Here is a 24,277-nt window from a genome sequence, read left to right as displayed (position 1 = left end):
ACTCCGCTATAATACAGGCGTTTTCTGACTGTGGGTGATCCATGACCGATATTCTGGAAAAAAGCCAGGCCCGCCAAAGGCTCCGCTCCCTGAGCGAGGCCCTGGATAGTGGTGCCCTGAAACAGGTTGCCCGGATCCTGAATGGCGGCCTTAGCCCCAGTGATATCGCCCACCTGCTGGAATCATCCCCTCCCCGCCAGCGCGCCCTGCTCTGGAATCTGGTTGATAAGCAGCTGGAAGGGGAAGTCCTCCAGTATCTCAGCGACGATATTCGTGGCTACTTCCTGAGCCAGCTGAACGCCCAGGAACTGGCGGATATTATCGAGGATTTCGAGTCAGACGATCTCGCTGACTTGCTCCAGCAACTGCCAGATACAGTGATCCAGGAAGTCCTGGACACCATGGACGAGCAGGACCGCCAGCGCGTCGAGGAAGTGCTTTCCTACCCGGAAGACACGGCCGGCGGCCTGATGAACACCGACACCATTACGGTGCGTCCGGACATCAGTATCGACGTTGTGCTGCGCTACCTGCGCCGACACCGCACACTGCCGCCCATGACCGACAGCCTGATTGTGGTCAGCCGACGGGATGAGTTTATCGGCATGTTGCCGATCACCAAGATGCTGGTCTCCAACCCGGCATCCACGGTGCGGGAAGTGATGGATACCGACATCGAACCCATCCCCGTCACCCTGTCCGACACCAAGGTAGCCACTCTGTTCGAGCGCTACGACCTGATCTCGGCACCAGTGGTGAACGAAGACGGCAGATTGCTGGGTCGGATCACCATCGATGACGTGGTCGATGTTATTCGTGAAGACGCCGATCACTCGCTGATGAGCATGGCGGGTCTGGATGAAGACGAAGACACCTTTGCACCGGTCTGGAAAACCACGCGCCGTCGGGCAGTATGGCTTGGCATTAACCTGATTACCGCTTTCATTGCCTCCGGGGTTATTGGCCTGTTTGAAGAAACCATCACCAAGGTGGTGGCACTGGCCGTTCTGATGCCTATTGTGGCGAGCATGGGCGGCATCGCCGGTAGTCAGACCCTGACCCTGGTGATTCGAGGCATGGCCGTGGGCCAGATAAGCGGCGCCAATGTGGGCTGGCTGCTGAACCGGGAATTCATGTCTGGTGCCCTCAATGGTGTATTCTGGGCACTGGTCGTTGCGACGGCAGCCGCTGCCTGGTTCCAGGACATACTGATTGGCGCCATCATAGCAGCGGCATTGATCATCAACCTGGTGGCTGCGGCACTGGTGGGGACGGTGTTACCCCTGTTCCTGAAATCGCGCAACATTGACCCGGCGTTAGCAGGCAGCGTTATTCTGACAACGGTTACCGATGTAGTCGGCTTTATGTCCTTCCTTGGCCTGGCCACGATATTTTACGCGTAACCGACGCACTACCGAACATCAATGGATTTACCATGACTCAGCACGACCAGTACGACGACGAAGACGAATTTGGCAAGAGCAAATCTCAGCTCAAACGGGAAATGCATGCCCTGCAGGATCTCGGTAAGCGCATGCTTGATCTGAGCAATGACCAACTCGATACCCTACCGATCAGCGAGACCCTTCGGTCCGCGATTGAAGAATCCCGTCGCATTCGTCAGAACGAAGCCAAGCGCCGTCACTTGCAGTACGTTGGCAAGATCATTCGCCAGGAAGACGATCCCGATGCCTGAAGCGAGCCATTGATGCGTTTGATGCGGGCAGTGAAGAGCACACCCGGCGTCACCATCTGGCCGAGCGCTGGCGTGATCGAATGATCACCGAAGGCGACTCCGTGGTGGGCGAATTCTTTAATTACTGCCCGAGCGCCGACATGCAGCATTTGCGCAACCTGGCGCGAAATGCCCGAAAAGACGTCGAAAAACAGAAAAATACCGGGCAGGCGCGAAAACTGTTCCGCTACCTCCGTGAATGCATCGACGACGCCGAAGCAACTAACTGAGTTGCTGCCGCCGGCTCTAGAGCCGGCGGTGCTCCCATACCGGCATCCGCTTTCGCAGCTCCACCAGCTGATCGCCATCCAGGTCTGCCACCACAACTCCCGGTCCTTCAGCCAACTCAGACACCACCTTGCCCCAAGGATCGCAGATCAGGGAATGGCCGTAAGTTCTGCGCCGCTCGCTGTTTTGTCCGCCCTGGCCCGGCGCCACAACCGCCACCTGATTTTCAATGGCACGGGCGCGGATTAGCGCATGCCAGTGAGCCTCACCGGTCTGCCAGGTGAAGGCGCTCGGCAGGCAAACCCAGTCCACGCCCTCGGCACGCAGGGCCCGAAACAGCTCTGGAAACCGCAGATCGTAGCAGATTGCCAGTCCCAGCTTGCCGGCCGGGGTGTCAACCGTTGCCAGCTGCTCGCCTGGCTCAAAGGTATCCGATTCCCGGTATTGGCCGTGAGCGTCTTCCACCATGCATCGAACAGGTGAATCTTGTCGTAACGAGCGACCTCCTGCCCTTGCGCGTCGAAGACCAGACAACTGGCCCGCACCCGGTCACTGATGGCTGTACCATCCGGCCGTTCCGCCAGGGGCAAGGAGCCGCCGACGATCCACAACCCCAGGGTTCTCGCCTGCTCCGCCAGGAACGCCCGGATCACAGGCTGGTCACTGGCCTCGGTGCGGCCGCACTCGAGCATCTGATGGGTCGCCAGAACGGCAAAGTTTTCCGGCAGCACCGCCACCGTCACGCCCTGATCGGCAGCCTCCTTCAGCAATCTGCGAGCTTCCTGCAAATTGGCGTCAATGTCGTGGGTGCTCACCATCTGGATGGCAGCCACCCGGCCGGAAACGATTGCGGTCATAGTCAGCTCCTGTCATTCGCCATTGTCGAATACTCGCCGGAGATCCACCTTCGGGTCGTCCCAGGTGCCGGTCACTCCGTAAGACGCGCTGGTAAGTTTGCTTAAAGGATCGCCCAGAATCTTGTCCAAAACAAACAAAGCCCCACCTATGGGAGCGCCGGCCCCCATCAGCAAAGCTGCCAACGGCAGGTTCTGGGTCAGCGGCAGGACTACCACCAGACGCATATCAAGGGTTTCGGTCGCGATGTCGGTTGATCCGCTGAGCTTGAAGGCGCCGGAAGGCCCCACCACTTGGAGCTCGGGATCCATGTTAACGCGCCCGTCCACCAGCTGGGCCCGACCGGAAATCGCATCGAAGGCCACACCACGCTCATAGAGGTCAGAAAAGTCCAGCTGCAACCGGCGCCAGAGGGTATCGGCATTCAACAAATTGAAGACCCGGAAAACCTGGGCCGTGTTGTTCTGCTCGAGAATGATGCCCTCGTCCAACCGGAGGCTGACCGACCCGTTCATATCGGTGAGAGAAATCTCATCCGGCCGGCCCGGCCAGTCCAGATCGAGTTCAATGTTGGTGCTTTCGTTGGTTAGCGGAATCTCGGTTCCAAACAGGCTGTTCAGATCTGCCACCTTGCCGCCAGTGACCGAACCGGCAAACCGGCTGGTCTCTCGGTCATCGATGATACTCCAACTCATATCCCCGACCAGGGTCAATGATTTAAGCCGACCCTCAATGCTCTCCACCGCCAGTCGGTAAGGTGCGGGGCGCAGCTTGAATGACCAGGCCCCCAGGGTTTCATCGTTCAGTTGCAGATCGGCAATCGAAACGTTCACATCGGGCCACTCGCCCATATCAAGATCTCGAAACGCCTGCAGCTGCTCCTCGAAAGTCAGCAGCTCCGGCTTCTCCTGCTCGGCGGAATCATCTCGAGTCAGCCGCACCCGCTCGAAGTCAGCCATCACGGTGCTGCCGTCATCGGGCACCGCTATACGGCCCAGGGCCCGCTCGGATTTAGCGGTCACTACCCAGCGGTCGCCCAGGTCCAGAGCTTCAATCTCAATGTCGTCGAGGGTATGGCGCCCCAGATAGAGATGCCCGAGATTGACCTCCAGCCCCGTGGGCTTCCAAAGCACATCAAACGAGGCCCGGTTTTCCCAGGTGCCGGAGACCGCAAGGCCACCGGGTGCCTGCGGATTGATAGTCGCCTCAAGGGGCGCTGACTCGTCGGCCGATTTCGCCAGCGGCTGCGGCCAGGCAACCTCGACACCCTGCAGGTCTGACCGCACCCAGATCTTGGAGCTGGCATCCGCGCTGACCTCCAGGCCGGCCGCATAGTCCACGGTTCCGGTAAGCCCCAACGTGCGTCCCGGCGCCACCCCGGCCGCTGCAAGCAACTCGGCCACCGGGTATTGCCCGGTCTGTCGAATCGAAAGCGCCTCGCCGGAAGCACTACTGGACAGGCGTATACGCACCGGTGCGTCCAGGAATCGAGCGGTCAGCGGACCGCCAGAGATACCCTCGGCAGATTGGTACACCAACTCGCCACTGACCTCTTCCCAGGCCAGGCCTGCCGGCGGGTAAGAGACGGTTGCCTTATCGGCGCTCACGCGGGCGTCCACCGAAACCTCCCCCTCGGCACCTAGCGGTAGCGAGATGCCCAGGCCCAGCCGATACTGGCCGTCGAATTCAAGGCGCTGGGCCTCTGTGCCCGCCATTTCGCCCAATGGACTGTTGTCCATCCAGAACCTGACCGCCTCGCCGGGCACATCAGCGGCTGCATCGACAACCACAACCGTGCCTTGCTCATCGGGCACCACCGTCACTTTACTGGAATCCAGGTTCAAGCCGCCGGTTTGCGCCCGCTCCAGGGTCACCCGGGTATCGAGACCATTGACCACCACCTGGCCACGGGCATCTGTCACTTCCGGCCAGCGCGGGTCATAGCGGACGCTGGCGTTCTCAAAATTAAACTCCATGGAAGATACGAATGAACCCGGTGGTGCGTCCGAGCCGATCTGGCCATGGCCATAATAAACCCCGGAAGTAACATCAGCCGAGTGATCGAGGTTGTCAGCCAATCGTACAGCTCGGTACTCACCACCTTGCTCGGAATAAGGTCTTCTAACGCGTTTTCATCGGCCCCTTCCAATCCTACCTTGAGGCCCAGATTGTCCTCGCCAGCGCGATTCAGTTTCAGGTCGAACGCGCCGGTAAGCCCCGGGCCGTCGAGCTGGCGCATGCGAATGCTGTCGGAGAATACCCGGGTAATGCCATCCTTCAGCTGCCAAGCCACCAGCCCGTCCAGCTGTGAAAAGGCCCACCCGTTTTCGTACAGCTGAGGGAAGGACAAACGCACCGGCGCATCGGCAGTGTCCATCTGGACATAACCGGCGTTACGGGCAACGTACAGCATTCCAGATAGCCCGCTTACACCCGGAGCCCCCCGGTAAGCTTCAACACTCAGGTCACGCAGCTGTCCGGTGAGTTCGAAGGTGTTGTCGTCGCCGAGCTCCGGCAACCACAGGGACACCCGGTCCAGATAACCTCTGGGCCGGTAATTCTCAAGGGCGTCGGCACCCCGTTCTGGCAAGATGGGTAGGCGGGAAAGCAGTCGTCTAGTAGGCCCCAGCGGTAATGCATCGGCAATGACAGTGACTCCACCCTCTTCCGGCATCAGGCGAAGACTGAACGGTGACACCTGGTTACCGTTCCAGGTCCACTCTAACTGCTTGAGATGCCATTCCCCGGTGCCACCAGGTTGTTTGACGGCACCTTCCCTCTGGCTGGAACCTGCATCAAGCGCCCCCGCCGCAGAACGGCGCCAACCGAATCGGGCCCGGATATTTTCAATCGGGGCCAGGGATTCCTGACCGACACCAAGCTGCAGATAAGGTGTCCGCACCGTTCCGGTAACCTGCAGCAGCTCACCATCGCGGAATGTCAGCCAGGCCTCACCGCCTAGATCAAAACCCTCTACCCGAATGGACCGCCATTGGTAGTCGTCGATCAGGCCATCAAACAGCCGACCGGAATTCACATCCAGATAAAGCTGACCGGTGAAATCACCCCGGAAGAAGTGCTTACCAACCAGACTGAAACTGGCCAACTGTTCGGTGGTTCCAGACTTGATGGCTCGTCCGGAGGCCCGAAATAGGCCCTTTCGGTACACCAGGTCCAGCTGGGGCACATCAACAGTGCGCACATTGCCCTGATTGTCGCGGATGCCCAGACTTAACCGGGTGATTTTGACGTAGGGCTCAGACAGCCACTTGCCGGCCAGATCGAGCCAATCTTTCAGACGGTGGTTCACGGGCTCGGGCAGCTCGGCGCCACGCACCTCCACCTCCCCCGACTCGGACTGATTCAGCGCAAGCTCAACGCCATCCACTTCGAAGTCTTCAAAAACCACCCGCATGCGAAGCAGCGACGACAGGAAGTCGAAGCGCACCTGAAGGTGATCAACCCGGGCTACGGTGACGTCGGAGTCCCGGTTGGCAATACTGATATTGCGGGCGGTAAAAGAGGGATCGAGCCAGAACCAGCGCGAGGACAGACTGCCGATAGCCACATCGTGACCGATGCGTGCGGAGAGCGCTTCGGCCAGATCGTCGGCGAAGGCATCGACATTGCGGGTGAGTTGGCGCCCTACGCCTGCGTATAACGCAAAGACCAGAAGCACCACTAGCAGGAACCACCACACCAGGCTGGAGAGCTTGGCGGCAACTTTGACCGGCGGGCTCTCTGCCATGTGCTCCGGCCAGGGCGGCTCGCGGTCGTCGTGGGACATTAGCGAGCCCTATACGCCATGTTGGCAGGCTGACATCGAATCAGAGCAGAACCACATCGTACTGCTCCTGGCTGTAGAACGGCTCTACCTGGAATCGGATGGTCTTGCTGATGAAGGTTTCAAGATCGGCGACATTGTCGGATTCCTCATCCAGCAATCGATCAACCACACTCTGGGACGCCATCACCAGATAGTTTTCCGCCTCATAGGCCCGGTTGACCCGCAAGATTTCACGGAAAATCTCGTAGCATACGGTTTCACTGGTTTTCAGGAAGCCGCGACCATCACAGATTGGGCAAGGTTCACACAGCACCTGACCGAGGCTTTCGGTGGTGCGCTTGCGGGTCATTTCCACCAGTCCCAGTTCGGAAACACCGGTGATCTTGGTCTTGGCGTGGTCCCGCTCGAGCATCTTTTCCAGCATCCGGTGCACCTGGCGCTGATGCTCGGTATCTTCCATGTCGATAAAATCGATGATGATGATGCCGCCGAGATTGCGCAGCCGCACCTGACGGCTGATCGCCCGCGCCGCTTCCAGGTTCGTCTTGAAGATAGTCTCTTCCAGGTTCCGATGCCCAACGAATCCACCGGTATTGATATCGATGGTGGTCATGGCTTCGGTCTGATCGATGATTACGTAACCGCCCGACTTGAGCTGCACCTTGCGACTCAGGGCCTTCTGGATCTCGTCCTCCACCGAATAAAGGTCAAAGATCGGACGCTCCCCCGGGTAGTACTCCACCTTGTCCGCAAATTCGGTGACAAACTCTTCCACGAACTCCATCACGCGCTGGTGGCTTTCGCGGCTGTCGATGCGCACTTTTTCTGTTTGGGGGCGGATCAGATCCCGAATGGTTCGGATAAACAGGGGCAGATCCTGATACACCACCGCCGGCGCCTGCACTTTTGAAATGCGCTCATGAATCGACTGGCTAAGGCGATGCAGGTAGGTCATGTCGCCGATCAGCTCATCCGAGGACGCGGCTTCGGCTGCGGTGCGGATGATGTAGCCACCATCCACTTCGGTCTCTTCTTCAGCTGCACCTTCCACCAGCCCCTTCAGACGAGCACGCTCGGTGTCGTCCTCGATGCGCTGGGAGATACCCACGTGGCTGACACCCGGCATGAATACGAGATAGCGCGATGGAATCGACAGTTGAGTGGTCAGGCGTGCGCCTTTGGTTCCGATCGGATCCTTGGTGACCTGTACCACCAGAGACTGACCTTCACGGAGCAGTGTGCGGATGTCGGGCACGGTCTTGGGGCCATCGTTGGAATCGTCTGGTCCGGACTGGGAGATCACATCCGAGGCGTGGATAAAAGCCGCCCGCTCCAGGCCGATATCAACAAACGCCGCTTCCATGCCCGGGAGGACTCTGACCACCTTGCCCTTGTAAATATTGCCGACGATGCCCTTACGGCTGGTGCGCTCAATATAGGCTTCCTGCAACATACCGTTCTCAACCAGCGCTACGCGGGTTTCGACGGGGGTCACGTTGATCAGAATCTCTTCACTCATGTACGGTTCTCCAGACTGTTTGGCCAGTTTTCCCAGACCGGATGACCGGCATCCGCCAACAAGGCGGCGGTTTCCTGCAAAGGCAAACCCACTACAGCACTGTAACTGCCCCGCAGGTCACTGACAAAAATACCACCAAGGCCCTGAATTCCATAGCTTCCCGCCTTGTCCATGGGTTCGCCGCTGGCAACATAGGCTTTCACCTCCGCCCGTGACAGCTTGCGGAACTGCACGTCGGTGACCACTACCCGGCACTCGCACTGCTCCCCCTGGGCCAACGCCACCGCAGTCATCACCTGGTGGCTGGCGTCGGACAACCGCATAAGGGTAGCAACGGCCTCCTCCTCATCCGCCGGCTTGCCAAGGATGACGCCATCCAGCACCACCGAGGTATCCGAGCCCAGCACCATAGCACCCGGCGAGGACGCGGCGACCGCCAGGGCCTTGTCGCGGGCCAGTCGCTTCACGTAGCGCTCAGCGGTTTCATTCGGAAGAGGGGTTTCGTCAACGTCAGCTGGCTGCACCGAAAAAGTGACGCCAATTTGTCGTAACAGCTCGGATCGTCTGGGGGAAGCCGACGCGAGAATGATGGTGGACATGCTTATCCCAACTTACGGTTGATGTTATCAAGAAGTACACAGAATACCGGCCACGCAAGCGCGCTGGTCAGGGCCGGCCACAGGTAGCTGAATCCGGCATCGTCGGCGCCGAGCATCTGATTGATAAAATGCACGAGCATCTGATTGATACCCAACAGCAGGAACACCATCAGGCACTGCTGCGGCATCGGTACATCCGAAGACGCTGATGTATCGTTAACACCAGAAACGCGATCAGCCCCATGGCCAGCGCGTTGACACCCAGCGGCGTTGCCTCAAGCACATCCAGCAGCAATCCCAGAATCCAGGCCAGGAAAATGCCGAACTGAGCCGGAGCCCGGAACGTCCAATAGAACACCACCAACCCAAGCCACTCTGGACGGAACTCGAACCAGCCAACCGGAAAAAGCGAAATACTCAGAACCAGCGCCACTGCGACCGACAGGGCAAATACCGGATAACTGATTACGGACAGCATCAGCCTTCCCCCTCTTCGGACATTTCGGCGCCGGCCTCGGACTCGACAGCAGTATCGACGTTTTCAGACTCAACCTCAGCGGTTGCCGGCGGAAACACCACCAACACCAGACGACTCTGATTCAGCTGGGCCCGCGGGACCGCCTCAATAGACACAAACGGCTCGCCGGGTTCCTTATTGATCAGGCTGACCTCAGCCACCGGGTAACCTCGGGGAAAACGCCCACCCAGACCGGAACTGACCAGCAGATCCCCTTCGCGAATATCGGCGGTATCGGGCACATGAACCAGGTCCAGGGTTGAGGTGTCACCGGTCCCGAGCAAGATGGCCCGCAAACCATTGCGCACCACTTCAACGGGCACCGCGTGGCTGCTATCTGACACCAACAGCACCCGGGAGGTAATCTGACTGGTCTGCACAACCTGCCCCATCAGCCTTCGGCGTCCAGCACCGCCTGGCCAGTCCGCAAGCCGTCACTGCGGCCTTTGTTGATGATCACTTCGTGGGAGAACGGATCAGGAGAAACGCCGACAACCTCGCCAACGATCACTCGATCATCGAGCACCTCGGAGGAATTCATCAGTCGACGGAGTTCGTTGTTTTCGGACGCCAGCGCAGCGTATTTCAGCGCCCTGCGCTCGAGGATGAGCAGGCGAGCCTTGAGGTCTTCGTTTTCCTGCTGCAGATCTTCTTTGTTTTCAAACAGGCCGGCGAACCAATCACCAAACTCGGAGGGAGCATTGCCCAGCCAGTAAACGGGAGCGAGCCCGGTGGCGATGGTACTGCGGACGGAGGAGAGCTTATCAAAACGGGCATCGGCAACCACAAGGGCTGCCGACAGAACAATAATAAGAAAGAGTCTAAAGCCCGGAACCGGTCCCTGGACGAAGATGGTTTTAATGGCAAATCCTCCCTACGGCTTATCCCTCCTGGGAGAACATTCCAATACCACCCCGGTCAATAACCTCCAGCGCCTTGCCGCCGCCACGGGCGACACAGGTAAGCGGATCTTCAGCGATGATAACCGGCAGGCCGGTTTCTTCGCTGATCAGCTTATCCAGGCCACGCAGCAGTGCACCACCGCCCGTCAGCACGATACCGCGCTCGGCGATGTCAGAGGCCAGCTCGGGCGGAGACTGTTCCAGCGCGCTTTTAACGGTCTGGACGATCTGCGCCAGCGATTCCTGCAGCGCATCCAGAATTTCTTCGCTGTTGAGGGTGAAGGCCCGCGGCACACCCTCGGCCAGGTTGCGGCCACGCACGTCGATCTCGCGAATTTCGAGACCTTCGTAGGCACAGCCAATTTCGTGTTTGATGCGCTCTGCGGTGGAGTCACCAATCAGGCTACCGTAGTTGCGACGGACATAGGTCACGATGGCTTCGTCAAACTTGTCACCGCCGACCCGAACCGACTCGGCGTAAACAATACCGTTGAGCGAGATGATGGCAATTTCTGTCGTGCCGCCGCCGATATCAACGATCATCGAGCCGCTGGCTTCCTCGACCGGCAGGCCGGCACCAATGGCAGCTGCCATCGGCTCTTCGATCAGGAACACTTCACGCGCACCAGCGCCCAGCGCTGATTCCCGGATGGCCTTGCGCTCAACCTGGGTCGACTTGCTCGGCACACACACCAGTACCCGCGGGCTCGGTGTGATAAAGCTGTTTTCGTGCACCTTGTGAATAAAGTGCTGCAACATTTTCTCGGTAACCACGAAGTCGGCGATCACACCATCCTTCATAGGGCGGATGGCGGTAATGTTGCCCGGCGTCCGGCCCAGCATGCGCTTGGCTTCGGCACCAACGGCGGCCACCATCTTCTGGGAGTTGTTCGTGCGAATAGCCACAACCGACGGCTCATTCAGCACAATGCCGCGCTCACGCACATAAATAAGGGTGTTGGCGGTGCCCAGGTCGATGGACAGGTCGCTGGAGAATAAGCCTCGGAGTCTTTTGATCAACATTCGTGTAGTTTCAACCTGAGAGTTGCAGTCGCAAAAAAGATGCGGCAACTTTAGCAGTGAGCACCCCTGCAGGCAAGGTGAGAACGGGCCTCAAGCCTTACGATTCACACATTTACCCGGTGGATTGGGGCCTCCCGCCTTTGTTCGAATCTGTTACCATACTCACTTTATTTTTGGCTTTGGGGACGGGCCGCTCGAAGATTCCCTTTCAAATCACCCTATGAGCCCCTTTTTGTGCGCTTGTAGCGGGCCAGAGCCGCCCTCACCAAGAATCTTTTGTTAACGAGTTTTCATTTACCTGGGAGACAACGCGTGACCATTTCCCGTGAGGACATTGAAAAAGTTGCTGTGCTCGCCCGCATTCGCGTGGACGACGAGCAAGTCTCAGCGCTTGAGAACGATCTGGGCAACATTCTGGATCTGGTTGACCAGCTTAGCGCGGCAGACACCGACGCGGTTGAGCCCCTGGCCCACCCACTGGACGCCGTTCAGCGCCTGCGCCCGGACGAAGTAACCGAGACCAATCAGCGGGAGGCCTTCCAGGCCATCGCCCCGGCCACCGAGAACGGCCTTTATCTCGTGCCTCGTGTCATCGAGTGATCTGACGACCAGCGAATTCAGGAATCATCATGCATAACAAATCCGTAGCCGAGCTTTCCCGCGAACTGGAAAGCGGCAAGGTATCAAGCGTGGAGCTGGCACAGCAGTTCCTCGACCGAATCAAGCAGCAAGACGGTCAATTCAACAGCTTCATAAGCGTGACCGAAAACCAGGCACTGGCCGATGCCAAGGCCGCCGACGAACAACGGGCCGCCGGCAACGCCACACCCTGGACTGGCATCCCGTTCGCCCACAAGGATATTTTCTGCACCAACGGCGTGCGGACCACTTGCGGCTCCCGGATGCTGGAGAATTTTGTACCACCGTATAACGCCACCGTTACCGAGAACTTCCGAAAGGCGGGCGCCGTGTGTCTGGGCAAGACCAACATGGACGAGTTCGCCATGGGGTCATCCAACGAATCCAGCCACTTCGGCCCGGTCACCAACCCCTGGGGCCTGAGCAAAGGTGAAAAGCGGGTTCCCGGCGGTTCTTCCGGCGGTTCGGCAGCGGCCGTTGCTGCGCGCCTGGTGCCGGCAGCCACTGCCACCGACACCGGCGGCTCAATTCGCCAGCCGGCCGCATTGTGCGGCATCACCGGCCTGAAGCCGACTTACGGACGCGTATCCCGGTACGGCATGATCGCCTTCGCTTCCAGCCTGGATCAGGGCGGCACCATGGCGCGCACGGCCGAAGACAACGCCCTGATGCTGAATATCATGGCGGGCTTTGACCCGAAAGACTCCACTTCCGTAGACCGGGCCGTGCCCGACTACACCGCCACCCTGAACGAACCTTTGAAAGGCCTCCGTATCGGCTTGCCGAAGGAGTACTTCTCAGACCAGCTCAGCCCGGCAATGGAAGAACAGGTCCGTGCCGCGGTCAAGGAATACGAGAAGCTGGGCGCGACGGTTAAAGAGGTGTCCCTGCCCAACGCCAAACTGGCGATTGCCGCTTACTACGTGATCGCCCCGGCTGAGGCTTCGGCCAACCTGTCGCGCTTCGACGGGGTCCGCTACGGCTACCGCTGTGAAGATCCGAAAGACCTGATGGATCTGTACACCCGCACTAGGGCCGAAGGCTTTGGCACTGAGGTTAAGCGTCGAATCCTCGTTGGCACCTACGCGTTGTCGGCCGGCTACTTCGATGCTTATTACCTCAAGGCCCAGAAGGTACGCCGACTGATCCAGCAGGATTTCATCAACGCCTTCAAGGAAGTGGACGTGCTAATGAGCCCGACCACCCCCTCCCCGGCTTTCGCCCAGGGCGAGAAAACCAGCGATCCGGTGACCATGTACCTGGAAGATATCTTCACGATCGCCGTGAACCTGGCGGGCGTACCGGCGATGTCAGTACCGGCCGGTTTCGTCGATGGACTTCCGGTTGGCCTGCAGATCATTGGCAACTACTTTGACGAGGCGCGACTTCTGAACGCCGCCCATCAATTCCAGCAGGTGACCGACTGGCACCAGCGTGAACCGCAATAAGCCCGAGATAGGAGAGTTACGCCATGCAATGGGACATTGTGATCGGGCTGGAAATTCACGTTCAGCTCGCGACCCAGACCAAGATTTTTTCCGGCTCCAGCACCGCTTACGGGGCTGAGCCCAACACCCAGGCCAACGCGGTCGACCTGGCGATGCCGGGCACCCTGCCCGTGCCCAACGAGCAAGCCTTCCGCTACGCTGTCATGTTCGGCCTGGCGGTAAACGCCGAGATCGAACGCCGCTCGGTGTTTGAGCGCAAGAACTACTTCTACCCGGACCTGCCCAAGGGTTACCAGACCACTCAGCTGGAACGCCCCATCGTCGGCCCCGGCCATGTAGATATCGATCTGGCCAACGGCGAGACCAAGCGGGTCCGTATCCACCACGCCCACCTGGAAGAAGATGCCGGCAAGTCCCTGCACGAAGACTTCCATGGCATGACCGGCGTGGACCTGAACCGGGCCGGCACGCCTCTGATTGAAGTGGTCACCGAGCCAGACATGAACAACGCCGAAGAAGCCGTGGCGTTCGCGAAAAAGCTGCACAGCCTGGTTACCTCGCTGGGCATTTGCGACGGTGATATGTCCCAGGGCTCCATGCGCTTTGACGTGAACATTTCCCTGAAGCCGAAAGGCTCGGACACACTGGGCACCCGTACGGAAACCAAGAACCTGAACTCGTTCCGGTTCATGGAGCAGGCCATCGCCCACGAAGTCGAGCGGCAGATGGACATCCTGGAAGACGGCGGCGTGATCGTGCAGGAAACGCGCCTGTACAACGGCGACCGGGACGAATCCCGCTCCATGCGCACCAAGGAGGAAGCCAACGACTACCGTTACTTCCCCTGCCCGGACCTGCTTCCGGTCGAGATCGACGATGCCTTTATCGAGCACGCGCGCAGCCGCCTGCCAGAATTGCCAGACGCCCGCAAAGCCCGCTTTAAGGAACAGTACGGCCTGAACGATTACGATGCCGGCCTGCTGAGCGGCGATGCAAAGCTGTCCGCATTCTTCGAGGAAGCGGTCAGCCACGGCAAAGACGCCAAGCTCACAGCCAACTGGATTCAGGGCGAGTTTTCCGCACGCCTGAACGCAGAGGAAAAGACCGTGGCCGAATCGCCCATCACCGGTGCGCAACTCGGCGACCTCATTGTCCGGATTGCCGACAACACCGTATCTTCCTCCGGCGCGAAGAAGGTGTTTGAAATTCTCTGGAGTGGCGAGAGCGACAACGTGGACGCCATCATCGACGCCCAGGGCCTGAAGCAGGTTTCCGACACCGGCGAATTGGAAAAGATGGTCGACGAGATTCTTGCCGGCATGCCGGATCAAGTCGCTCAGTACCAGAACGAGGACGATCCGAAGAAGCGCAAGAAGATGCTCGGTGGCTTCATGGGGCCGCTGATGAAGGCCTCAAAAGGACAGGGAAACCCCAAGCTGTTCAATGAGATCCTGGTGAAAAAGCTCGGAGGCTGAAGACTTTCGCTATGGTCCGGGGCAGATCGCCGCGATCTTCCTCGGACCAAATCTCCCTCGCCCGCCGCGCATGTTTTGATGACCCGCTCAAAAACCGCAACAAATCTGCCACAAACAACGACACGCTTCTTGCTGACCACAAAGTAAACAATTAAACTTTTCCAAGTTTAAGTGTTTTTTCTGGAAGGGATTTTTGGGAAAAGCAGCCGATCTGGAAACCCGTTACATCGGACTAGTGACCATGAAACCAGCTGCCATAAAAACAAATCTACGCAACCAACAGCGTGTTGATGTCTCGACCGAAATCACCGTTGAAAGACCCGATGGCTGTTGCCTGACCTGCTCCGTTGCCAACCTTTCGCGCACAGGCGTCATGATTTCCTGCAATCAGGAAGCCGTAAAATCTTTGATTCCTGATCAGCAAAACCCTGCCCCTGGCAACTGGATCTCTGTAAAGACTCGGTTTTCCGTGCCAGTGATTACCAAACAGCCCGTCTCGATTATTGCTGAAGGCCATATTGTGCATATGCGCAGGATCGCCAGGAACGAATTCCAGCTTGGCATCCAATTCTCCGACTTTGAAAACAACGGCTTTGAATACGTGGATCAGTACGTCGCCAAGCTGTTGGCTGACTCCTGCAACAAGGCCTGACACCAGGCCCTGCAGCGGAGCTCTCACGCCCAGAACATCATCCTTGCCGCTATATTATTATAACCCCAAACTCTAGTTGGGACGCTTCTTATACCCTCGCCCGTTCTGGTATCATTTCAGGTCAAATTTGCACAGCCAACAGGGTCCGCATCGCGGCATCGGAATACCATGACCACATACAACCTCACGCACCTGAAACAGCTGGAAGCGGAAAGCATCCACATCATCCGGGAAGTGGCAGCCGAGTTCGACAACCCGGTCATGCTCTACTCCATCGGCAAGGATTCTGCCGTGATGCTGCATCTTGCCCGCAAAGCGTTCTACCCCGGCAAGCCTCCGTTCCCGCTGATGCACGTGGACACCACGTGGAAGTTCAAGGACATGATCGATTTCCGCGACCGCAAGGTGAAGGAATACGGCCTGGACCTGATCGTTCACAAGAATGAAGACGGCATCAAGCAGGGTATTGGTCCGTTCACCCATGGCAGTGCCAAGCATACCGATGTAATGAAGACCCAGGCGCTGAAGCAGGCGCTGGACAAGTACAAGTTTGATGCTGCGTTCGGTGGTGCACGCCGGGACGAGGAAAAATCCCGGGCCAAGGAACGCGTCTATTCGTTCCGGGACGAGTACCACCGCTGGGATCCGAAAAACCAGCGCCCGGAACTCTGGAACATCTACAACGGCAAGATCAACAAGGGCGAAAGCATTCGCGTGTTCCCGCTGTCCAACTGGACGGAGCTGGACATCTGGCAGTACATCTACCTTGAGAACATCGAGATCGTTCCGCTGTACTATTCCGCCAAGCGCCTGTGGTTGAGCGCGACGGCACCCTGATCATGGTGGATGACGATCGCATGCCACTGAAAGAAGGCGAGAAGCCGATGATGAAATCGGTCCGCTTCCGAACTCTGGGCTGCTACCCGCTAACCGGCGCCATCGAGTCCGAGGCAGACACCCTGCCGGAGATTATTCAGGAGATGCTGCTGGCCACCAGCTCAGAACGTCAGGGCCGGGTCATTGACCACGATTCAGCCGGCTCCATGGAACAGAAAAAGCGGGAAGGGTATTTCTAAGATGGCACACCAGTCTGATCTGATTGCAGAAGATATTCAGGCCTACCTGAAGCAACATGAAAACAAGGAACTGCTGCGCCTACTGACCTGCGGCAGTGTTGACGATGGTAAGAGCACCCTCATCGGCCGCCTGCTCCACGACACCAAGATGATCTACGAAGATCATATGGCGAGCCTGAAAACCGACAGCGCCAAGATGGGCACCACCGGCGAAAAGCTGGACCTGGCCCTGCTGGTAGACGGCCTGCAGGCGGAGCGTGAACAGGGCATCACCATTGATGTGGCCTACCGCTTCTTCTCTACTGACAAGCGCAAGTTCATTATTGCCGACACGCCGGGCCATGAGCAGTACACCCGCAACATGGCCACAGGTGCATCTACGGCGCAGCTGGCCATCCTGATGATCGATGCCCGCCAAGGCGTTCTGACCCAGACCCGTCGCCATTCGTTTATTGCGTCACTCCAGGGCATCCGACACATCGTTGTCGCCATCAACAAGATGGACCTGGTGGATTACAGCGAAGAGCGCTTCAACGAAATCAAGGATGAGTACCTGGCGTTTGCCGCCAAGCTCGGCCTGAAAGACATTCGCTTTGTGCCGATTTCCGCTCTGGAAGGCGACAACGTCGTCAACAAGAGTGAGAACACGCCCTGGTTTACCGGCCAGCCGCTGATGGAAATCCTGGAGACCGTCGAGGTTGCACGGGACAAGAATCTTGAGCACTTCAGGTTCCCGGTTCAGTACGTGACCCGCCCCAACCTGAACTTCCGTGGTTTCTGCGGCACGATTGCCTCCGGCGTTATTCGCCCGGGCGACAAGGTGATGGCGCTGCCGTCTCGCAAGACCAGCACCGTAAAAGACATTGTCACCTTCGATGGCAACCTCGAAGAAGCCTACATTGATCAGGCTGTCACCCTGACCCTGGCTGACGAAATCGACATCAGCCGTGGCGACATGCTGGTCAAGCCGGAAGACGAGCCGGAAGTGGGCAACCGCTTCAATGCCAACATCGTCTGGATGACGGATACCCCACTGGAAACCGGTCGGCTTTACGACATCAAGCTGGGCCCCACCTTTACTTCAGGCACAGTAAAGAAGATTCATCACCAGACCGACGTCAACACGCTTGAGCAACAAGCCAATCCGGCCAGCCTCCAGCTGAATGAAATCGGCCTGTGTGAGCTGACCCTCAACCAGCCCATCGCGTTCGATGCTTACCAACGCAACCACGCCACAGGCAGCTTCATCGTGATCGACCGACTCACCAACGTCACCATTGGTGCCGGTATGGTTGCCGGCCTGGCCGACGGCGTTGAGTCACTGGATCCGGTCAGCATTGAGGAGCGTGAGCGTCGCCTTGCCCAGAAGCCGGCGATCATCGGATGCAGTGGCAAACAGGCGCCAGCACTGGCACTGGCCGTAGAGCGTGCGCTCTTCGATCAGGGCAAGACCGCGGTCGTGGTTACCGAAGACAACGCAGGTGACGCCGATGATCGTCGCCGGACGTCCCAGCTACTGTCCGCCCACGGCCTGATCGCCGTTGCGGTCAACCTCGGTTCCGATGTAGCCTCTGCCTCCGTTTCCGCTGACAGCGACAAGGAAATTCCTGCCGCTGTTGGCCAACTGGTTCAACAGTTGATCCGGAGCAAGCGAATCTGACCCCCGGGTAGCACACAAGCCCCGCAGGCCAGAGTCGCCTCCGGGGCTTTTTTATTGCACGCGCAGCATGAGAATACCAGCATGGCTATCAGACACCTTCGCACCGCTTTTGCCAGTCAATACCAGCCCGGGCAACCCGCCCGCCTGCAGGCCGGAGAGGCATTTGCAGAGCCCGGCGGCGACTACGAGTCCCTGCACAAACAGATGAAACGGCTGTTCAACAGCAAGCCGGGCAAGAAGTATGGCCGCTTCTCGGACGAGATTGGCGAATGCCCATTCAGCAGCTGGCTGAAAGATTACCTTGAGGACAAACAGAGCTTCGGCTCCATGACCGACCGGCTATTTGGCCAATGGCAGGAATTGCTGAACGGTTGCCAGGAGGAATTCCAGGGCCATCTGATGATCGTGCACGAAGCACTGGCAGACTCAGAGGTGGTCTACCTGCTGATTCTGGAGAGCGACAGCGCCCTGCGTTTCGACGGCAACCAGACTTTAGACGCCACCGACGTGCTAAGCCTGTCACGCCTGAATCTCGCCGTGCGGATCGAGCTGGACGACTGGCGCAGCGACAACAGCGCCGAAAATTACCTGACGCTGGTACACGGGCGCGGCACCGGTGAACCCGGCGAGTTGTTTATCCGCCTGGCAGGCTTTACTAACCAGGTGGATGTTGAGAAAGAGACCGTGACCTTCCTGGACGCAGTCGAGGCGTTCGCGAAGTCGTCCGAGCCGGAAAAAGCCGGCGAGGTTCGCAGCAAGGCGTATGAGTTCTGCAAGGAACAGCACGCACTGGGCGAGCCGGTCGAAATCGAGGCGCTTTCTGGCTATCTCGACGAGAGCGAACCACAGCGGTTCAAGGAGTTTGCCTCCAAGACCACCGAACTCCCGGAAAGCGGCGTTCTTCACCCGGACCACCGCAAGGTGAAAAAGCTGGTTCGCATCGCCGGCTCTGGCGGCGGCATGAGCGTCTCTTTCTCCTCGGACCTCGTCAACCAGGCTGTGTACTACGACCGCGACCAGGATGCTCTGACCATTACCCGGCTACCGAAAGCGCTTCGGGAGCAGTTGCAGCGGTATTTGGAGACTCGAGAGGAGTAAGGCGCTGCAAGGCTGACTCCCTACCAACCGCTCAGGGGAACACCGTTCCGTCTTAGGTATTCCCCGTGCTCTTTTCGGTAGCCTTCCAACAACGCGCTATAGTTGCCCGAGTCACCCTCCAACTCATTAGCCTGCAATCGCGCCAACTCTACCTCATTGCCGATTTGGCCTTTCATCCAAATAACGATCTCGCCGCCAGGCGCCAATCCGAGGACCAAGAAGTTTCTCGGTCGAAACTGCGGTCCCTGAGAGCTTTTGGTCCAAGCGGGTTGAGACATGAGCTGCTCCCATTCCGGCTCAACCATTATTAGCCGCTGATAGTATTTTTTTTCCGCGAGGGAGAACCATTGAATCCCAATGTAATCGGGAAAATACTCCATCGACCTGTAATTCCTGTCGGTCCAAATCTACCGCGCCAACAGCAGCTCAAAGTCCCTGCGGGATGTGACCAGTGCCCAACTCCACTCCGTTCAAACTCAATATGCTCTACCCAAACGTCATAGTGCTTTGGGCTTGCAATCTGAAAATACCAATCGGGTGATTTAGGCGTTACGGAGTGAACGCAGCCAGAAAGGCACACCAAAACCACTACGAACACGAACTTCATTGGTCATCCCTTTACGCTATTGTAAAAAACGGCCCGACTTTTGGAGCCTGTGGATCTCAACGGATGAAACAACTGAAATGGAAAATCGTGCTTCACCTTGAGACTAAACAAAAGAAAGTCCATCGCATTAAAATGGTCAGAATGGTGGACGTATCTCTGTTTTAGCAACATGAGGTCACCGGTTTCCAAGTGCAGTTCGTTTTCTCCTGAGGTCACTTGGTCAGCAAAACTGGCGTGGATAGGTTTCAGATCCACTGGCAATGCGTACTCATCCGTTGTCGGAATTTCGCTTATCGGAACACCTGCTTGACTGGACAGGAGATGCATCAGTCGAAAACTAACCAGGGAATACTCGCCGCGCACCGTCCGTCTCATCCGCAGGGACCACTCAATCCGACCATCAGGCACCGGGTGTCCCTGCGCTTTTCTTCTACAAAAAGCTTGGGAGACTCTCCTCCACCCAGAGAAAGGCTGTGCTCTCCCAGCCAACCCTCATCAGTCTTCTGCCGCAAAATTTCCTGGATGCTGTCCCACTCAAGAGTCTGGTAGGGCCACTCCGTGTCGGAGCCCGTGACATCAACAGTTGGATAGAGCAAGAGCGTTTCTTCCTGCACCTGCGGATAACCACCCCCGATGTCGGAGTGGGCTCCAGGCAATGAGATCTCTCGGAAATTGCCGGGCAGGCTTTTGTCCGCACTCCGTACGCTACTCAATGAAAAGTTCACACGCCTTTCATCTTTTGCTACCAAATGAACAAGGCCATTAACAGCAGTGGGATCCACATCCAGATTGACCGGGTAGTTTCTACCGTTTCCTGCGGACGCGTCGAGCAACAAGGGATTCACGACCCCGGCCACGGTGTCGAACAGCCCCATGAATTCAATCGAAACGTCGCTTGGCCACGAAACCTGTTTGGCCTGGAAGAGCCTACCCAGCACTCCATCTTTAGCTTTCACTATTTCCTTGGCCGCATATCTCGAAGCTGCGGCGCCGCGACTAAATCCGAAGATATCAATGGTGAGCTGCTTTATAGGAGCCCCAGATACGAGCTCGTATATCCTGTCCGTTAATCTCGAGAAGGCCTTCTTCACCTGCTCAGCGATACCTGTTTCGCCGAGACCAGTCACCACACCCCACCTTGAATCGTTTGCTCCGTCTAAAGTTCCAACCCCGCCCTGATACACCTTGAGGCTACGCTCGATGGCATCAACGCCCTCTCTGCTTTCTTCCTTGTATAGATCAAAGAGCTTGATCACATTAGTTGAGTCACCGGCGTAGCTCTCTCCCATCACCAGCCTCAACATATCGCGACATGCTTCGAGCGCAGCAGGTCCCTTTAGCATCGCACTGGCGCACTCGCTCTCCAGCTTGCGCTTAAAAATTTCTACGTTGTGAACGTTATTGAGAGTCCCATCCAGAAAGATACCGACTAATGTGCAAGGGCTTTTCGCTTGAGGCCTCAGGCAGGCGCTCTCCCATTACCAAGGGAGCAATGCTCGCAGCAGCCCCAAGCGGCAGAACCAGCTTACTTTCCGCTGGATTTTGCTTGCTCCCTGATGGGAGAGTTCCACCAGAAGCACCCTGGCCGTAGTCGCCGCCGGCGCCTCGCCAATCTGCGATCAGGGAATGTGGCGTCAACCCGGCTTTGTTGAGGCGATCAACTCCGGACGGAAGCCCTACTATCGCGTCGCCAAAATTGCCCGACTTCCATGAACCTTCGGCAGAGGAGAACGAATCCCCTCGCCACACCGCTAGCGGCGCTATTGGCCCTCTTGAGTCATCAGGATCAAAAACCAACAACAGATCACCGCGCTCGAGACCGCTCATGAGCACGGACTGAGTCACCTGTGTTCCGGAGTATGCGGTAAACCCTGGGATGTCGTTGGGGTCAAAGCGAAGGGACTTACTGCTGCCCTGGCCGACTAGCCGGGCGACAAAACGAACCGCCAAATCCGGCGATTCCGCAAACGGAAGGTCATTCGGTTCCAAACGACCGATGGGTTTGATTTGCATGACAATCCTTGTCAATCGAGGCTCTCAGCGGACTATCCGTGTCCGCGCGTCAGGGCTTGTGTAGCCCTGACTTCTGGCATCAAAGGTAATAAATTCTGCCACAGCAGAAAAACGATCAGGTCTCGTTTTACTCCGCATGTTCCAAATGCGGATGCCGAAGCTTGCGAATCTCTTTCATCCAACCAACCCCATCAATCAACTCCCCTGTATCCGGATCGATTGGCGGGTATGGCAGCTTGCGGTCGTCACAGTAGCGCTTCACCGTCGGTTGGCACCAACAGAACAGCAGGCGCTCGTATTCATCGTCCGGCAACCGGCGGTAGTCGAAAAGCCCGGCAGCTTTTCGCTGGCGCTGGGCCTCGGCAAGGATAATGGCGCAGGCGGCAGAAACGTTGAGGGATTCCACCATCCCCATCATGGGAATCACGATATGTTCGTCGGCCTGGTCGGCGGCGCCGGAGCTGACCCCGTCCACTTCGTTTCCGAGGATCAACGTACAGGGCACGGTGAAGTCCACCTCTCGATAATCCACCGCCCGGTCAGACAGCTGGGCGGCATAGAGCTTGTGACCCTGCCCCTTCAGGTCGGTAATGGCGGCATTCATAGTGCGGTGGGTGTGCGTTGTTACCCAGTTGTAGCTGCCACCGGCGGTCTTGCGGAAGGCGCGAAAGCCTTCCCGTGGCCAGACCACATGCATATTGGCCAGACCAAAGGCATCGCAGGAGCGAAGAATGGCAGACAGGTTGCGGGGTTTGTGCACCTGATCGGTCAGCACGCGCAGGTCGGGCTGACGGGTATTCAGGGTTTGTTTGATACGGGCGAGACGTTCAGGAGTCATTTGAAATAAGGTTCGACAACTTCGGAAGACAAAAATAATACCACACGAATCTAGCAACAAGCCGAGACAATGGTGGTTGAAGAATGAGCACCCCGTTATAATGCTTAGTTCCTTTTTGTTCGCGCCTGTTTTTCTGTCGACCACAAGCCCCGGCGCGCCATCCACCAGAATACGTTGAGACCCATGGCCAAGAAGCTGTACATCAAAACCCACGGCTGCCAGATGAACGAATATGATTCATCACGAATGGCGGACCTTCTGCGTACCGGCGAAACCGTCGAAATGACCGACACGCCCGAGAACGCCGATATCCTGCTGCTGAACACCTGCTCTATCCGTGAGAAGGCCCAGGAGAAAGTGTTCCACCAGCTCGGCCGCTGGAAAGCCCTCAAGAACAGCAACCCGGATCTCATTATCGGCGTCGGCGGCTGTGTCGCCAGTCAGGAAGGCCAGGCCATCATTGACCGGGCACCATACGTAGATATGGTATTCGGCCCGCAAACCCTGCACCGCCTGCCGGACATGATCACGGAAGTGCGTGCAAAAGGTAATGGCGTAGGCGTCGTCGACGTCAGCTTCCCGGAGATAGAAAAGTTCGACAACCTCCCGGAGCCGGGTGCCGATGGCCCCTCCGCTTTTGTTTCCATCATGGAGGGCTGCAGCAAATACTGCACCTTCTGCGTGGTGCCCTACACCCGGGGCGAAGAAGTCAGCCGCCCCGCCGACGACGTGATCGCCGAAGTGGCACACCTGGCCTCCCAGGGCGTTCGTGAAGTTAACCTGCTGGGCCAGAACGTGAACGCCTATCGGGGCGAGACCCACGATGGCGACACCATGGACCTGGCGGAGCTGATCACCCTGATTGCCACCATCGATGGCATCGACCGCATCCGTTACACCACCTCGCATCCGGTCGAGTTCACCGACGCAATGATTGATGTCTACGAGCAGGTCCCGGAACTGGTGAGCCACCTTCACCTGCCGGTGCAAAGCGGCTCTGACCGGGTGCTGGCAGCCATGAAACGCGGCCATACTGCTCTGGAGTACAAGTCCAAGCTGCGCCGCCTGCGCAAGATCCGCCCGGACATCAGCTTCTCTTCCGATTTCATCATTGGTTTCCCGGGTGAGACTGACAAGGACTTCGAGGACACCATGAAGCTGATCAACGACATCGGCTTTGATGTGTCCTTCAGCTTCATCTACAGCGCCCGTCCGGGCACGCCGGCATCCGATCTGCCGGATGACACCCCAATGGACGTCAAGAAGGAGCGCCTGAGCATCCTACAGCAGCGGATCAACCAGCAGGCCATGGACATTAGCCGCAAGATGGTTGGCACTACTCAGCGCATTCTGGTGACTGGTCTATCCAAGAAAGACCCAGGCGAGTTTGCCGGTCGTACTGAAAACAACCGCATCGTGAACTTCCGGCACGATAACCCGGAGGTGGTTGGTCACTTTGTTGATGTTGAGATTGTCGAGGCCTACCCCAACTCCCTTCGCGGCGTCCCCGCGAACGCGGAACTTTACTAAATCCGGGGTCAGGCACACCAGCCGAGACACGAATGCTTAAAAAGCCCCGTTCGCGGGGCTTCCACTGCACATGGAG

The 24,277-nt window shown here is 57.9% G+C and carries 17 protein-coding genes and 5 pseudogenes; 10 read left to right on the top strand and 12 right to left on the bottom strand.

Annotation, left to right across the window (positions count from 1 at the left end; all coding sequences use genetic code 11):
* Positions 1–41: 41 nt before the first annotated feature.
* Both mgtE and yjgA read left to right on the top strand, forming a co-directional pair.
* Entirely contained in the window at positions 42–1,403 is a 1,362-nt protein-coding gene (gene mgtE / locus AU14_RS11890; RefSeq protein ID WP_041341064.1) for a magnesium transporter, read from the top strand.
* A 32-nt stretch (positions 1,404–1,435) separates the two neighbouring features.
* Positions 1,436–1,965 (top strand): annotated as a pseudogene (gene yjgA / locus AU14_RS23405) (ribosome biogenesis factor YjgA).
* Positions 1,966–1,981: 16 nt separating this feature from the next.
* Here yjgA and AU14_RS11880 read toward each other — a convergent pair.
* The 8 genes and pseudogenes from AU14_RS11880 to AU14_RS11850 form a co-directional block, all read right to left on the bottom strand.
* A pseudogene (locus AU14_RS11880) lies at positions 1,982–2,820 on the bottom strand (carbon-nitrogen hydrolase family protein).
* A gap of 12 nt (positions 2,821–2,832) precedes the next feature.
* Positions 2,833–4,794: a YhdP family phospholipid transporter gene (locus AU14_RS21690; RefSeq protein ID WP_236744033.1), complete on the bottom strand. Its 1,962-nt coding sequence runs from the start codon at positions 4,792–4,794 to the stop codon at positions 2,833–2,835.
* On the bottom strand, positions 4,737–6,605 hold the full coding sequence (locus AU14_RS21685) for a YhdP family protein (protein ID WP_236744032.1): 1,869 nt from the start codon (positions 6,603–6,605) through the stop codon (positions 4,737–4,739). Before AU14_RS21685 ends, AU14_RS21690 begins: the two co-directional genes overlap by 58 nt.
* A 40-nt stretch (positions 6,606–6,645) precedes the next feature.
* Entirely contained in the window at positions 6,646–8,124 is a 1,479-nt protein-coding gene (gene rng, locus AU14_RS11870) for a ribonuclease G (protein WP_041341061.1), read from the bottom strand.
* A complete protein-coding gene (locus tag AU14_RS11865) occupies positions 8,121–8,723 on the bottom strand; it encodes a Maf family protein (RefSeq protein WP_041341058.1) in 603 nt (200 codons plus the stop codon). The genes rng and AU14_RS11865 overlap by 4 nt, the downstream gene beginning before the upstream one ends.
* 2 nt (positions 8,724–8,725) lie before the next feature.
* A pseudogene (gene mreD / locus AU14_RS23400) lies at positions 8,726–9,201 on the bottom strand (rod shape-determining protein MreD).
* Positions 9,201–10,027, bottom strand: a pseudogene (mreC, locus tag AU14_RS23395) (rod shape-determining protein MreC). The pseudogenes mreD and mreC overlap by 1 nt, the downstream one beginning before the upstream one ends.
* Before the next feature lie 94 nt (positions 10,028–10,121).
* Complete coding sequence (locus AU14_RS11850; RefSeq protein WP_041343930.1) at positions 10,122–11,162, bottom strand: rod shape-determining protein; 1,041 nt, start codon at positions 11,160–11,162, stop codon at positions 10,122–10,124.
* A 315-nt stretch (positions 11,163–11,477) separates the two neighbouring features.
* Between AU14_RS11850 and gatC the strand changes: the two genes are divergently transcribed.
* From gatC to AU14_RS11815, 7 genes and pseudogenes are all read left to right on the top strand, one after another.
* A complete protein-coding gene (gatC, locus tag AU14_RS11845) occupies positions 11,478–11,765 on the top strand; it encodes an Asp-tRNA(Asn)/Glu-tRNA(Gln) amidotransferase subunit GatC (protein ID WP_041341056.1) in 288 nt (95 codons plus the stop codon).
* A gap of 29 nt (positions 11,766–11,794) precedes the next feature.
* Positions 11,795–13,252, top strand: a complete 1,458-nt coding sequence (gatA, locus tag AU14_RS11840) for an Asp-tRNA(Asn)/Glu-tRNA(Gln) amidotransferase subunit GatA (RefSeq protein ID WP_041341054.1) — start codon at positions 11,795–11,797, stop codon at positions 13,250–13,252.
* Positions 13,253–13,275: 23 nt separating this feature from the next.
* Positions 13,276–14,727: an Asp-tRNA(Asn)/Glu-tRNA(Gln) amidotransferase subunit GatB gene (gene gatB, locus AU14_RS11835; protein WP_041341051.1), complete on the top strand. Its 1,452-nt coding sequence runs from the start codon at positions 13,276–13,278 to the stop codon at positions 14,725–14,727.
* Between the two features lie 193 nt (positions 14,728–14,920).
* Entirely contained in the window at positions 14,921–15,379 is a 459-nt protein-coding gene (locus AU14_RS11830; RefSeq protein ID WP_330217893.1) for a PilZ domain-containing protein, read from the top strand.
* A gap of 168 nt (positions 15,380–15,547) precedes the next feature.
* A pseudogene (cysD, locus tag AU14_RS11825) lies at positions 15,548–16,455 on the top strand (sulfate adenylyltransferase subunit CysD).
* 1 nt (position 16,456) lies between these two features.
* The gene (gene cysN / locus AU14_RS11820; protein ID WP_041341048.1) at positions 16,457–18,115 is read left to right on the top strand and encodes a sulfate adenylyltransferase subunit CysN; all 1,659 of its coding nucleotides are present in this window, start codon (positions 16,457–16,459) and stop codon (positions 18,113–18,115) included.
* 81 nt (positions 18,116–18,196) lie between these two features.
* Complete coding sequence (locus AU14_RS11815; protein WP_041341045.1) at positions 18,197–19,213, top strand: nucleoid-associated protein; 1,017 nt, start codon at positions 18,197–18,199, stop codon at positions 19,211–19,213.
* Between the two features lie 20 nt (positions 19,214–19,233).
* Here the strand turns inward: AU14_RS11815 and AU14_RS23890 are convergent, their stop codons facing one another.
* The 4 genes from AU14_RS23890 to trmH all read right to left on the bottom strand — a co-directional run bounded on the left by AU14_RS23890 (position 19,234) and on the right by trmH (position 22,671).
* Positions 19,234–19,593 (bottom strand): DUF2931 family protein, encoded by a 360-nt coding sequence (locus AU14_RS23890; protein WP_052472031.1) that lies wholly within the window; start codon positions 19,591–19,593, stop codon positions 19,234–19,236.
* Between the two features lie 598 nt (positions 19,594–20,191).
* A complete protein-coding gene (locus AU14_RS11800; RefSeq protein ID WP_158498316.1) occupies positions 20,192–21,124 on the bottom strand; it encodes a T6SS phospholipase effector Tle1-like catalytic domain-containing protein in 933 nt (310 codons plus the stop codon).
* 94 nt (positions 21,125–21,218) lie between these two features.
* Positions 21,219–21,833, bottom strand: coding sequence for a hypothetical protein (locus tag AU14_RS11795; RefSeq protein ID WP_041341038.1), 615 nt, complete (start codon positions 21,831–21,833; stop codon positions 21,219–21,221).
* 127 nt (positions 21,834–21,960) lie between these two features.
* Positions 21,961–22,671: a tRNA (guanosine(18)-2'-O)-methyltransferase TrmH gene (gene trmH, locus AU14_RS11790; RefSeq protein WP_041341036.1), complete on the bottom strand. Its 711-nt coding sequence runs from the start codon at positions 22,669–22,671 to the stop codon at positions 21,961–21,963.
* A gap of 183 nt (positions 22,672–22,854) precedes the next feature.
* Here trmH and miaB point away from each other — a divergent pair, with 183 nt between their 5' ends.
* Complete coding sequence (miaB, locus tag AU14_RS11785) at positions 22,855–24,201, top strand: tRNA (N6-isopentenyl adenosine(37)-C2)-methylthiotransferase MiaB (protein WP_041341034.1); 1,347 nt, start codon at positions 22,855–22,857, stop codon at positions 24,199–24,201.
* Positions 24,202–24,277 lie beyond the last annotated feature (76 nt).

It is taken from the genome of Marinobacter similis (assembly GCF_000830985.1).
Classification (GTDB): domain Bacteria; phylum Pseudomonadota; class Gammaproteobacteria; order Pseudomonadales; family Oleiphilaceae; genus Marinobacter; species Marinobacter similis.
This window is presented reverse-complemented; position numbering and strand designations above follow the sequence as displayed.